Source organism: Bradyrhizobium sp. AUGA SZCCT0177 (assembly GCF_018130125.1).
In the GTDB taxonomy this organism is placed as follows: Bacteria; Pseudomonadota; Alphaproteobacteria; order Rhizobiales; family Xanthobacteraceae; genus Bradyrhizobium.
Genome location: NZ_JAFCMA010000008.1, coordinates 203,947 through 215,837, shown reverse-complemented (window position 1 = coordinate 215,837; position 11,891 = coordinate 203,947). Strand labels below are relative to the sequence as shown.

General features: G+C 62.2%; 12 protein-coding genes. 10 read left to right on the top strand and 2 right to left on the bottom strand.

Annotation, left to right across the window (positions count from 1 at the left end; genetic code table 11):
- Positions 1-51 precede the first annotated feature (51 nt).
- From JQ597_RS12240 to JQ597_RS12230, 3 genes are all read left to right on the top strand, one after another.
- Positions 52-783 carry an NUDIX hydrolase gene (locus tag JQ597_RS12240; RefSeq protein WP_212264405.1) on the top strand — a complete coding sequence of 244 codons (732 nt, stop codon included), beginning with the start codon at positions 52-54 and terminating at the stop codon, positions 781-783.
- Positions 784-929: 146 nt separating this feature from the next.
- Positions 930-2,156, top strand: coding sequence for a CaiB/BaiF CoA transferase family protein (locus tag JQ597_RS12235; RefSeq protein WP_212264404.1), 1,227 nt, complete (start codon positions 930-932; stop codon positions 2,154-2,156).
- Positions 2,157-2,248: 92 nt separating this feature from the next.
- A complete protein-coding gene (locus JQ597_RS12230) occupies positions 2,249-2,644 on the top strand; it encodes a RidA family protein (RefSeq protein WP_212264403.1) in 396 nt (131 codons plus the stop codon).
- A gap of 10 nt (positions 2,645-2,654) precedes the next feature.
- On the opposite strand, the gene JQ597_RS12225 is transcribed toward JQ597_RS12230, so the two are convergent.
- Together JQ597_RS12225 and JQ597_RS12220 are read right to left on the bottom strand one after the other, a co-directional pair.
- Entirely contained in the window at positions 2,655-3,446 is a 792-nt protein-coding gene (locus tag JQ597_RS12225; protein WP_212264402.1) for a hypothetical protein, read from the bottom strand.
- Positions 3,447-3,598: 152 nt separating this feature from the next.
- Complete coding sequence (locus JQ597_RS12220) at positions 3,599-4,291, bottom strand: TetR/AcrR family transcriptional regulator (RefSeq protein WP_212264401.1); 693 nt, start codon at positions 4,289-4,291, stop codon at positions 3,599-3,601.
- A 181-nt stretch (positions 4,292-4,472) separates the two neighbouring features.
- Between JQ597_RS12220 and JQ597_RS12215 the strand changes: the two genes are divergently transcribed.
- The 7 genes from JQ597_RS12215 (at position 4,473) to JQ597_RS12185 (ending at position 11,681) form a co-directional block, all read left to right on the top strand.
- Positions 4,473-5,705: an acyl-CoA dehydrogenase family protein gene (locus JQ597_RS12215; protein ID WP_212264400.1), complete on the top strand. Its 1,233-nt coding sequence runs from the start codon at positions 4,473-4,475 to the stop codon at positions 5,703-5,705.
- Between the two features lie 161 nt (positions 5,706-5,866).
- Positions 5,867-6,925 (top strand): phosphotransferase family protein, encoded by a 1,059-nt coding sequence (locus JQ597_RS12210; RefSeq protein WP_212264399.1) that lies wholly within the window; start codon positions 5,867-5,869, stop codon positions 6,923-6,925.
- 172 nt (positions 6,926-7,097) lie between these two features.
- Positions 7,098-8,009: a DMT family transporter gene (locus JQ597_RS12205; RefSeq protein WP_212264398.1), complete on the top strand. Its 912-nt coding sequence runs from the start codon at positions 7,098-7,100 to the stop codon at positions 8,007-8,009.
- Positions 8,010-8,109: 100 nt separating this feature from the next.
- The gene (locus JQ597_RS12200) at positions 8,110-8,463 is read left to right on the top strand and encodes an NIPSNAP family protein (RefSeq protein ID WP_212264397.1); all 354 of its coding nucleotides are present in this window, start codon (positions 8,110-8,112) and stop codon (positions 8,461-8,463) included.
- Between the two features lie 913 nt (positions 8,464-9,376).
- Positions 9,377-10,156, top strand: a complete 780-nt coding sequence (locus JQ597_RS12195; RefSeq protein WP_212264396.1) for an HpcH/HpaI aldolase family protein — start codon at positions 9,377-9,379, stop codon at positions 10,154-10,156.
- A gap of 129 nt (positions 10,157-10,285) precedes the next feature.
- On the top strand, positions 10,286-10,672 hold the full coding sequence (locus JQ597_RS12190; RefSeq protein WP_192734152.1) for a cupin domain-containing protein: 387 nt from the start codon (positions 10,286-10,288) through the stop codon (positions 10,670-10,672).
- Between the two features lie 229 nt (positions 10,673-10,901).
- Positions 10,902-11,681 (top strand): acyltransferase, encoded by a 780-nt coding sequence (locus JQ597_RS12185; RefSeq protein WP_212264395.1) that lies wholly within the window; start codon positions 10,902-10,904, stop codon positions 11,679-11,681.
- Positions 11,682-11,891: the final 210 nt, after the last annotated feature.

The window sequence follows — 11,891 nt, the reverse complement described above, 5'->3', positions numbered from 1 at the left end:
TGCTATTGTCAAGCCCGGCGGCAAAAAGGTTCATGGGACACGGATGCGGGCATGGAACAGGGACGGGGAACAAGGTCGGGCAACCCGGGGGCGCTGGATTTTCCGCGGCCGCTGACGACGGTCGACGTCGTCATCTTCGCCATCCGAGACGATGCGCTCCAGGTCCTGCTGGTCCAGCGCCCGGCAAATGAGGGCGAGCCGTTTCCGGATTCCTGGGCATTGCCGGGCGGTTTCGTCGACATCGAGAAGGACCGCGACCTTGAAGCCTGTGCGGTCCGCAAGCTCAGGGAAAAGACCGGCATGGTCAGTCCCTATCTCGAACAATTGGGAAGCTGGGGAAGCTCGGGCCGAGATCCCCGCGGATGGTCGGCGACCCACGCCTATTTCGCGCTGATGCCCGATTTGCCCGCGAGCGGCCCTGGCGCCGCCGACGGGCGGTGGTTTGCCGTCGGTTCGGGCAAGCCAAGGATCAGGCTTGCCTTCGACCACGCCGATATTCTGGAGGCGGCGGTCCAGCGCCTGCGCAGCAAGGTCGAGTACACCTCGCTGCCGGCCTATCTGATGCCGCCGGAATTCACCCTGCCGGATCTGCAGCGGGTCTACGAGATCGTGCTCGACCGCCCGCTGGAAAAGAGCGCGTTCCGCACCCGGATGCTGGCGGCGGACCTGATCGAGCCGGTGGCCAAAATGCGCAAGGGGCCGAACCGGCCGGCCCAGCTTTACCGGCTGAAGAAGGCGAGATCCCCGGTGTTTTTTGCGCGGACGTTCAACGCGCCGGGCTGAGGCGTTTCGGCGCGCCACAAGCCACAGGCGGATGGCTGCATGCCGCGAATGCAGGGCTCATGGCCGCAAAATAGTGTATCGGCTGGGCATCGCGCGCCGGGGGGACATTCCGGCGCCACCAAATCAAAAGTTTCGGAGGAAGTTTCATGTCGGCTCTGCCACTCGAAGGCATCAAAATTCTCGACCTGACGCGGGTGCTGGCGGGGCCCTTGTCGGCGCAGATGCTGGGCGATCTCGGCGCCGAGGTGATCAAGATCGAGCGTCCCGGCGGCGGCGACGATGCGCGCGCTTTCGGCCCGCCATACCTGCAGGACCCCGAAGGCAAGGCCAACAACAACAACTCGTTCTATCTGTGCGCCAACCGCAACAAGAAGTCGGTCACCGTCAACATCGCCTCGCCGGAAGGCCAGGACATCATCCGCGAGCTCGCAAAATCCTGCGACGTGATGATGGAGAATTACAAGGTCGGCGATCTCAAGCGCTACCGGCTGGATTATGAATCGATCAAGGCGATCAATCCTGGCATCATCTATTGCTCGGTGACCGGTTTCGGCCAGACCGGGCCTTACGCGCCGCGCGCCGGCTACGACGCGATTTTGCAGGCGATGGGCGGCTTGATGAGCGTCACCGGTCATATCGACGGCGAGCCCGGCGAGGGGCCGATGAAGGTCGGCCCGTCGATCGTCGACTACATGACCGGCATGAACACCTCGATCGGCATTCTCTCTGCGCTGTTTCACCGCAAGGTCAATGGCGGGGAGGGGCAGCATGTCGACGTCTGCCTGTTCGACACCGTGATCGCCTCGCTGTCGCATTGGTTGCAGATCTATCTCGTCAACGGCGTGACGCCGCCGCGGCGCGGCACCTGGGGCAATGGCGGCATGCCGGCCGGCGTGTTCCGCGCCACCGATGGCGAATTGATGCTGGTGGTCGGCAATGACGGCCAGTTCGCGCGCACCTGCGCCGTGTTGGGCGCCCCCGAGCTTGCGACCGATTCAAGATTCCTCAAGAACAACGACCGCGTCGTGCACGGCAAGGAGATCATGGCGATCTTCGCCGGACTGTTCCTGAAGAAGCCGGTGGCGTACTGGCTGGACGAGTTGGAGAAGGCCGGCGTGCCCTCCGGTCCGATCAACAATTTCGAGCAGGTGTTTTCGGATCCGCACGTCCAGTCGCGCGGCATGCGGGTCAAGGTCGATCATCCCTTCGAGCCCGAACTGTCGCTGATCCGCAATGCCATCGCATTCTCTGGCACGCCGGTGAAGGAGTATCGCGCGCCGCCGCTGCTCGGCGCGCACACCAGGGAAGTGCTGGCGACGATCGGTTATGACGACGCCAAGGTCGAGGCGCTGAAGGCGCAGAAGATCGTGTAGGCGAAACAGCGACATTTCGATCAACTTCGAAGCATGATCGCGGCGGAGGACGTTAGTCTTGCGCCGTCGATCCGCCAATCGAAGGTGCCGCCATGAAACGAGAAGCCCTCCGCGTCGAACCGATCTCGTCTTTTCTCGAGAGGTGGGGTGCGCCTCCGGCATCGCCGGTCACGCGCGCCGGCAACATGATCTTTGTCTCGGGCCTGCCGCCGTTCGATCCCCAGACCGGCGAAATCCTCAGTGTTCCGATCGAGCGCCAGACCGAACTGGTTCTCGAGCAGATGAAACGCTGTCTGGAGGCCGCGGGCGCATCGCTGGACAATGTGATGAAGTGCAACATCTACTGCACCTCAGCCAGGCACTTTGCGGCCGTCAATTCGGTCTACCGGCGCTACTTTCCACAGGACCCGCCGGCCCGCATCTTCGTCTGCATCCCGGAATGGACCGGGCCGTTCGACATCGAGATCGACTGCGTGGCGATGATGTGAACAGCCGGTCTTACCAGGCAAGCGACAGCCGGGACCATGTTCTGGCGAAGATTCTGCCGCCGAAGAAAAACAAAACCGCTGCGAGCGCAAACGATCCACCCAGGTAGAAGGGGTAGAAGAAGATCAAGACGTTCCATGCTTCGACGAGGCGCGTCAAACCCGGAAACAGGCTTTCCACCGCAACGGCCGCAATGAAGATGCCCAATGCCAGCATCACCGAGCTGGCGAATCCGGCGCCAACCCGCTGCACCGCTCGTCCTGCGCTCATGTTGCGGAAGTTCGTTGTGATCCCGACGGCCCAGAGCATCATGAGGCCGAGAAACACAAAAGCGGCCGCGATTCCGGGAGGACCGATCGTGTTGTCGTGGCCATGCCCAGCGAGCCTTGCAGCGAGGGCGACGATGGCCAGGGCGGTTGTGGCGAAAAGGGAGAAAGCCAAACCGCGAACGACCAAACCGGACGCTCTTTCTTGTCCTGTCGCATCGGCCGGGCTGCCAACGAAGCTCAGCACCCATCCCCAGGCCATACCGACCGGCACCGACAGAAGGCTTGAGCAATAAACGAGCAGCACACGGCCGCCCGTGACGCCGGAAAAGCCGCCTGTCGGCAGGTAAATATTAATCAAGACGACGAAATGGGTCAGCAAGGCAGTTACGAGCGCAACGATCGCTGCAACAAGGGAAACGAGCAGCTTCTTTACGTCGCCGTCCCGCCGGTACCGCCGGCGCGCAGTTACGGCCACGGCCCCGCCAAGCAAAGCGCCGGCCAACAAGGCGATCATCCCTACTGCGATTTCCAACATGCTTGCCGCCGAAAACTTCGCTGCGTCGCACGCGATCATGTGCAGGCAAGCTGAAGATTTGGTTCACGGCGGCTCGTTGAAATGCTCAGGTTCACGATATGCGGTTTGCGCACCTCAAGCGGATAAGGAAGCGCGAATGGACGCGCGCCCGCTCACAGGTCCTGCCGGGTCAGCCGGCCATAGGGCGGCGCCATGGACCGGGCCGGCGCTTTCTTTGCGGGCTCGCCGCCCGTCAGCGCCATCACCGACACCGCGACCACGCGTTCGACGATCGCATTCACGTCGTTGAGGTCGCATTGGCCTTCCGACAGTTTTGTGAGCCGCTCCTTTTCGCGGATCGTGTGGTGCGACATCGCGAGTGCAAAATGCAGACCCCAATAGAGCTCGGCATCGCCGCGGCCGGGCAGGGAGCGGCGCATTGCGGCGACGAATTTCCGCAAATGATCGACCTCGCGATTCTTGATGCGGCGGATCGGCGGCACTGACTCGATCGAGGCGCGGATCATGAAGCGCGCCGCGGTCGAGCCTTCGCGGTCAGGGCCGAGGCAGCCGCGCAAGGTGGGGCCGACCAGCGCATGCATGATGGCCTCGATCGAGGCGCGGCCGCCGCCGGCTTCTTCGGCCGCCTTCAGTTCGTTGAGCCGCTCGCGGTTGGTGGCAAGGCTGCGGGTCACGAACAATTCCGCGATCAACTCGTCCTTGGAACCGAAATGATAATTCACCGCGGCGAGATTGACGTTCGCCTCGGCAACAATGTCGCGCAATGTCACATCGCCAAAACCGCGATCGGCGTAGAGCCGTTCGGCGGCGGCGAGAATGGCGGAGCGGGTATGATCGGACGCCATATCTGGTCCCCTGTTGGGGAGTTGCATTTCAAACGTGTGTATGAAACTATCGTTTGAAGGGCCGGAAATGTCAATCCGCCTCCATCGAAGCCAGCAAATCTCTTGCGGCGCACGAGGGGCGGGCAGACAGTGCCGCCAAAGGTTTCAAAAGCCAGCAAATATCTTCAGAAGGGAGCGTCCCATGGACTTCAATATGTCAGAACGCCAGACCGAATGGCTCAACCGCGTTCGTTCGTTCATGAAAACGCATGTTCGGCCCGCGGTGCCGATCTACGACAAGCAGGATGCGGAGGGACCGCGCTGGAAGGTCATTCCGATCCTCGAGGATCTGAAGAAGAAGGCCAAGGCCGAAGGCCTTTGGAACATGTTCATGCCGCCGAACGCGCATGAGGATGACGAATTCCGCGGCGCGGGATTGACCAACCTCGAATATGCGTTGCTGTCGGAAGAGATGGGCCGCATCTCCTGGGCTTCGGAAGTGTTCAATTGTTCCGCCCCGGATACCGGTAACATGGAAGTGTTTATCCGCTACGGCACCAAGGAGCAAAAGCGGAAGTGGCTGCGGCCGCTGATGGACGGTGAAATCCGTTCCGCCTTCCTGATGACCGAGCCCGCGGTGGCGTCGTCGGACGCGACCAACATCGAAACGCGCATCGCAAAGGATGGCGACCACTACGTCATCAACGGCCGCAAATGGTGGTCGTCAGGCGTCGGCGACCCCCGCTGCAAGATCGCGATCCTGATGGGCAAGACCGATCCGAACGCGGCGAAACACCAGGCGCAGTCGCAGATCCTGGTTCCGCTCGATACCCCCGGCATCAAGGTGGAGAAAATGCTTCCGGTGTTCGGCTATGACGATGCGCCGCACGGCCACGCCCAGGTGCTGCTGGAAAACGTTCGGGTCCCTGCGGAAAACATCCTGCTCGGCGAGGGTCGCGGCTTCGAGATCGCGCAGGGCCGTCTTGGTCCGGGCCGCATCCATCACTGCATGCGCACCATCGGCAAGGCCGAGGAAGCGCTTGAGAAGATGGTGAAGCGGCTGGCCTCGCGCACCGCGTTCGGCAAGAAGATCATCGAGCACTCGGTGTGGGAACAGCGTATCGGCGAAGCGCGCGCCGACATCGAGATGAATCGCCTGCTGTGCCTCAAGGCTGCCGACATGATGGACAAGGTCGGCAACAAGACCGCGCAGGCCGAGATCGCAATGATCAAGGTCACCGCGCCCAACATGGCGTTGAAGATCATCGACAATGCCATCCAGGCCTATGGCGGCGGCGGTGTCTCCGACGAAGCCGGCCTGGCGAAGGATTATGCCCATATCCGTACGCTCCGCCTGGCTGACGGTCCGGACGAGGTGCACAATCGCGCCATTGCCAGACTTGAACTTCGGAAGTATGCAAACACGTCGCACTAAGCAGTAACAAAATGGGAGCGCGTTCTCCCCGCCGTCATTCCGGGATGGTCCGTAGGACCAGACCACAGGTGCGGAGTTGCGCACCGGGGAATCTCGAGATTCCGGGTTCGATGCTGCGCATCGCCCCGGAATGACGGATGATAAAGTAAGGGAGCGTCATCGTGGCGGACGGCGTTAGGAAAGACGAAGAGTTTTCAGGCACCAAGGAAGTCGAGGAGCGTCATCGTATCGATGAAAAGCGCCTCGATGCGTGGATGCGCGAAAACGTTGAAGGCTATCAGGGACCACTGACCGTCCTGCAGTTCAAGGGCGGCCAGTCCAACCCGACTTACCGGCTCAATACGCCGGAACGATCCTATGTGATGCGCCGCAGGCCGTTCGGCAAATTGCTGCCGTCGGCGCATGCGGTGGATCGCGAATTCCGCGTGATCGCCGCGCTGAGCAAGCAGGGTTTTCCGGTTGCAAAGGCCTATGCGCTCTGCACCGACGACGGCGTGATTGGTTCGGCCTTCTATATCATGTCGATGGAAGAGGGGCGGGTGCTGTGGGATCCCACGCTGCCGACCCAGACGCCGGAAGACCGCTACAAGATCTTCACCAGCAAGATCGAGACGCTTGCAAAACTGCACCTGTTTGATCCGCAGGCCATCGGCCTCGGCGATTTCGGCAAGCCCGGCAATTACTTTGCGCGGCAGGTCGATCGCTGGACCAAGCAATACCGTGCCTCCGAAACCCAGCACATTCCGGAATTCGAAAAGCTCGCCGAATGGCTGCCGAAGACCGTGCCGGAGCAGAAGCGCGTTTCGATCGTCCACGGCGACTACCGCCTCGACAATATGATCTTCCATTCCACCGAACCGCGCGTGCAGGCGGTGCTGGACTGGGAATTGTCGACGCTCGGCGATCCCATGGCCGACTTCACATACCTGTTGATGCAATGGACCATGCCGGGCCTCGCCAACGCCGATCTGAAGGCGCTGAACATCCCGAGCATGGAAGAGGCCGCGCAGATCTACTGCAACGTGACCGGTACCGAGGTCCCCGACCTGAACTGGTACTTCTCCTACAATCTGTTCCGCCTTGCGGGCATCACGCAGGGTATTGCGGGCCGGATCCGCGACGGCACCGCGGCCAACGCCAAGGCCATCGAGTCGGCGAAGCGCACGGTGCCGCTGTCGCAGGCCTCCTGGGAATACGCGCAGAAGGCCGGCGCGAAATAATTTGCAACATGGCGCGGTCCATCCGGATCGCGCCATGTTTCATTCATTGCATCCGTAGGGTGGGCAAAGGCGCGTTGGCGCCGTGCCCACCATCTCTCCAGATCGTTGTTGCTAATGGTGGGCACGCTGTCGCTTTGCCCACCCTACGATCCACGATTCGCTGGAATCCATCTTGGCTCTCTCCCCAAATATCCGCGGCAGCCTGATCATGGCCACCGCCATGGCGGCCTTCACGATCAACGACTCCATCACCAAGGCGGTGTCGGCAGAAATCAATTTCGGCCAGGTGATGCTGGTGCGTGGCCTGTTCGCGATCGTGCTGGTCGCAGCGCTCGCATTCCATCAGCGCGCGTTGCGCCCCTTGCGCGCGGTCGCGACCAAGCCGGTCGCGCTGCGCGTCGTCGGCGAGGTCGGAGGCACGATCTCGTTCATGGCGGCGCTCACGCATCTGCCGCTGGCCAATACTTCGGCGATCTTTCAGGCCTTGCCGCTCGCCATCACGCTCGGCGCGGCGCTAGTGTTTCGCGAGCCGGTCGGCTGGCGGCGCTGGCTGGCGATCGCAGCCGGTTTTGTCGGCATGCTCATCATCGTGCGGCCGGGAATTGCCGGCTTCAACCAGTTTTCGCTGCTGGCGCTGGTCTCGGTGGCGTTCTGCGCCCTGCGCGACCTCTCCACCAAGAAAATACCCGCGCAAATCCCCTCGCTTTTCATCACGCTGTTGATGACGGTGACGGTGACATCGGCCGGCGCGGTCATCCTGTTTCCGCTCGGCGGCTGGACGCCGCCGTCCAATCACGCGCTGGGCATGCTGGCGCTGGCTGCGGTGCTGGTGCTGATCGGCTATCAATGCATGATCGTGGCGCTGCGATCGGGCGATATCTCGGCGGTAGCGCCGTTCCGCTATTCGGCGCTGCTGTGGGCCATGCTGCTTGGCTATTTCATGTTCGGCGACAAGCCTGATGCCATGATGTTGCTTGGCGCCTCGATTATCGTCTCGTCCGGCCTCTACGCGTTCTACCGCGAACGGGTCCGCGCCCGGCCGGTGGCGGCCAGCACGTCAGGCATTCCGCCCGACGGGCTGTGAGTGTCCCGTTGTTTGCTGGAACCGATCGCGGGATGCTGTGGATCGGGCAGTTGACAGGCAACCCCGCGATCATATCTCCGGCGCAAGGGGAGATCTGAGCATGATCCAGCAACTTCGCATCTATGAAATCTTCGAACGGAACAAGGCCGCATTCCATAACCGTTTTCGCGATCACGCGGCGCGTATCATGCGCACCAAATTCGGCTTTCGTATCGTCGCGATGTGGGAAACCAAACAGGGTGACAGAACCGAGTTTGCCTATTTGTTGGAATGGCCCGATGAGGCGACCAAGACTGCGGCATGGTCCGCCTTCATGGCGGATGCCGAATGGTCCGAAATCAAGCGTGTGACGCACGCGGAGCATGGACTGATGGTAGGAGAGATCGAGGATCGCTGGCTGGTGCCGGTGGAGTATTCGCCGGCACGAGAACGAAGCCTGTCGCAGGCTTCATAAGTTTTCGCCGTCAATGCGAGGAGCGAAGCGACGAAGCAATGCATCTCTCCGCGTGCGCAGCGCGATGGATTGCTTCGCGGAGCCTGTCATCGGGCGCGCATTCGCGCGACCCGGTGGCTCGCAATGACGGATGTGCGGCAGCAGGTGCGACAAAACAACCCGACGGGCAAATCAGTTCCGATATTCGGAAATCGTGTCAAGCCCTGAAATAGCAAATATTTCTGTTTACCAGAAGGAAAATCAGAGGTATGTGTTTGGCCATCCCGTCCTACTCAGAAGGGCGTCGGCCGTCGTCACGGGCGTTGGGCGGGTTGCGGTGGACGCTGGTTTACGCCTCGACGACGGCGTGGATAAGCGTACGGCAAAACCGTGTGGTCCTGGCGCCCGTTGCTGGTGTCAAGCTGTCGGGTAGGCGAGAGCTGAACGGCAGCGACGGAGTCAACCAAGAACTCGTCTCCGGGGAGATCACGGCATAAGCCGTAAAGCCATTGCGCAGGGAAGGCCGGGTGTTCTCCGCTGCCCTGTATGCTCGTGTGCATTTTGTTTTGTGCAAACCGCACGCGAGACCGCGGGTGCAGCGCGCACCCGGTCTTCCCTGCGCCCTCTCATTGGAGGGCGGGAAGTTTACAGCAAACCTCGGGCGCATTGCGTCGCGAGATCGCGAAGTTGCGTTTGGATGATGGTGCAATGACAAACACTGCCGTCGTCCCGGCCTTGAGCTCAGATGCGCAATTGCGCATCGGGGGACCCATACGCCGCGGCCCATCGGTGAGAGCGGTGGCGTTAGAGACCTTCTGCAAACAATGACTGCCGCGGCGTATGGGTCCCGGCGTTCGCCGGGACGACGAGAGGATGCTACACCGTTACTCTGATCGCCGTGCATACACCCTGCCCGCCCAACGGAGCTTTGCAATTGACCTCCGCCTCCCTCACGCCGCTCAACCGTCTCCGTCAGCAATGGCGCGAGAAGCGCCCGACCTTCGGCGCCATCGCGACCATCCCCTCGATCCAGACGGTGCAGATCATGGCCCGCACCGGGATCGACTGGATCATCGTCGACCTCGAACACGGCCCGATCGATCTCGGCTCCGCGCATGCGATGATCACGGCCACTTCAGGCACGCCCTGCGTGCCGATGGTGCGGATCGCGGCCAACGAGCCGCATTTGGCGAAGGCGCCGATGGACATCGGCGCGCTCGGCATCAATTTTCCGATGATCTGCCGCGCTGCGGACGCCGAAAAGGCGGTGCGCAGCGTGCGCTATCCGCCGAAGGGCGACCGGCTGTGGGGCGCGTTTCACGCGCCGTTCCGCTGGGGCGTGTCGATGCCGGACTACATGGCGACCGCCGACGATGACATGATCTGCATTATCACCATCGAACATGTCGAGGCGGTCAACCGCATCGACGAGATCATGGCAACGCCAGGCATCGACCTTGCGGTGATCGGCCCCGGCGACCTTGCGACCTCCATCAACAAGCGTGGCCTGCCCGACGATCCCCAGGTGGTCGCGCTGATGCAGCGCGCCGAGGAAGGCATCCTCAAGAGCGGCGTGCCGATCGGCGGCGTCGCGCGATCCGCCGAACAGGCCAATAAAATGATCGAGCGCGGGTATGTGGCGCTCGCGCTCGGCTTCGATTGGTCGCTGTTTCAACGCGGCATCGCCGCGAGCTTTGAGGGAATCAAGCGATAGAGCGTTTTCGAGCGAAGTGGATACCGGTTCGCGTGAAGAAAACGCGTCAAGACAAGAGTCTAGCTGCCCGTCCCGCTTTGCCCACCGCGGTGTCGCTGCTAGTCTTTTCCGACAGGGAGAACAAACATCATGATCAGGAAAATTCTGCTCGGACTGACCGTCATTGCCTTCGCCGGCGCCGGGGTCGCGATTGCCCAGCAAAGCGGCATCAAGCGCACCCCGCTGCAAAAACTCGATTTCCCGCCCGGCTACAACACCGTCACCGCGATTGCGGAAGTGCCTGCCGGCGGCGCGGCCGGCCGCCACACCCATCCCGGCGCCGAGACCGGCTATGTGCTCGAGGGCGAGCTTGAGCTCATCATCGACGGCAAGCCGCCCGTGAAGATCAAGGCCGGCGAATCCTACCAGATCCCGGAAGGCGCCGTTCACGACGCCAAGGCCGGCGACAAGCCCTTCAAAGTGCTTGGGGTTTACGTCGTCAAGGCGGGCGAACCATTGGCCAAACCGGCGCCATAAGGCTGTAGCGTTTTCCAGCGAAGCATGCCCTCGGACTTGATCCGTGGGTGGACCCGGTTCGCGTCAAGAAAACGCGTCAAAAATAAGGACCCAGAACCCCGTTTCGATGCAATCGAAACGGAAAGGCTCTGGCGTCAAACCGGCCGGTTCGTGCTACATCAGGGGATTGGCGGGTCGTTGGGCCCGCCGGTTTTTCTGATTTGTTGATTGCGGGAAGTTGAGCGGAGCCATGCGCGGAACGGTTCGAAAAATAACATTGCCGCGCCGTCTCATCGCTGACCTCATGCATGCGTCGAACCGCGTGCCGTTTGTCTCGCTGGCGCGGCCGCTCAATATCCGCGGGCTGCTGGAGGCCCGCGCGCAGGCCGCCGTGCGGCCGGGCTGGGCGGCGATCTTCGTCAAGGCGTTCGCGCTGGTCGCCAAGGAGCAACCGGTGCTGCGCACGCTCTACGTCAAATGGCCAACGCCTGCGTTCTACGAACTGCCGCGCAGCGTCGCGATGGTGGCGATCGCGCGCGTCGAAGACGGCCAGGATTGCGTGCTGCCGCAAAAGGTCACCGCCCCCGATGAAATGTCGCTCGCGGACGTCGATGCGATGATCCGGCATGCCAAGGAGGCGCCGATCGAACAGGTGCCGGCGTTCCGGAAAATCTTGCGCACGACCCGGCTGCCGCTGCCGCTGCGCCGGCTGTTCTGGGCGATCGGGCTCAATTTCGGCCGCCAGCGCGCCAATTATTTCGGCAGTTTCGGGGTCACGTCCGTGGCCGCCTATGGCGCCGGCCAGCTCCACGCCCTGAGCCCGGGCCCGTTCGTCCTGAGCTACGGGGTCGAGAAACCGGACCAGACGATCGACGTCGTGCTGCGCTGGGACCACCGGATTACCGATGCCGCCCTGATCGCCAAGGTGCTGAATCGGCTGGAACAGGTGCTGAACACCGAAATCGCCGGCGAATTGCGCTCGAATCGGCAGCAAACCGAGCCAAAAGCGGTCCGGGCGGTCGCGACTTGACGGCTTCTTGGCCGTCATCCCGGGGGCGAAGCGAACCTCAGGGGTGCAATTGCACCCCCAGGGGGATCTCGAGATTCCGGGTTCGCTTCGCGCCCCGGAATGACGTGCCCTTCTCATTGACAGAACGGCGCTTTCTCCCTAATAACCCGCTTGCTCGCGGGCCGTTTTCGGCCCGCGTTGCGTTTCGCGACCCGTGGTTCTCCTTGAAGC

Excerpts from the sequence above, each read along its gene's own strand:
- JQ597_RS12220 (WP_212264401.1), bottom strand. The coding sequence starts at position 4,291 with ATGGCGTCCGATCATACCCGCTCCGCCATTCTCGCCGCCGCCGAACGG.
- JQ597_RS12240 (WP_212264405.1), top strand. The coding sequence starts at position 52 with ATGGAACAGGGACGGGGAACAAGGTCGGGCAACCCGGGGGCGCTGGAT.
- JQ597_RS12215 (WP_212264400.1), top strand. The coding sequence starts at position 4,473 with ATGGACTTCAATATGTCAGAACGCCAGACCGAATGGCTCAACCGCGTT.
- JQ597_RS12235 (WP_212264404.1), top strand. The coding sequence starts at position 930 with ATGTCGGCTCTGCCACTCGAAGGCATCAAAATTCTCGACCTGACGCGG.
- JQ597_RS12200 (WP_212264397.1), top strand. The coding sequence starts at position 8,110 with ATGATCCAGCAACTTCGCATCTATGAAATCTTCGAACGGAACAAGGCC.
- JQ597_RS12185 (WP_212264395.1), top strand. The coding sequence starts at position 10,902 with ATGCGCGGAACGGTTCGAAAAATAACATTGCCGCGCCGTCTCATCGCT.
- JQ597_RS12230 (WP_212264403.1), top strand. The coding sequence starts at position 2,249 with ATGAAACGAGAAGCCCTCCGCGTCGAACCGATCTCGTCTTTTCTCGAG.
- JQ597_RS12190 (WP_192734152.1), top strand. The coding sequence starts at position 10,286 with ATGATCAGGAAAATTCTGCTCGGACTGACCGTCATTGCCTTCGCCGGC.
- JQ597_RS12225 (WP_212264402.1), bottom strand. The coding sequence starts at position 3,446 with ATGTTGGAAATCGCAGTAGGGATGATCGCCTTGTTGGCCGGCGCTTTG.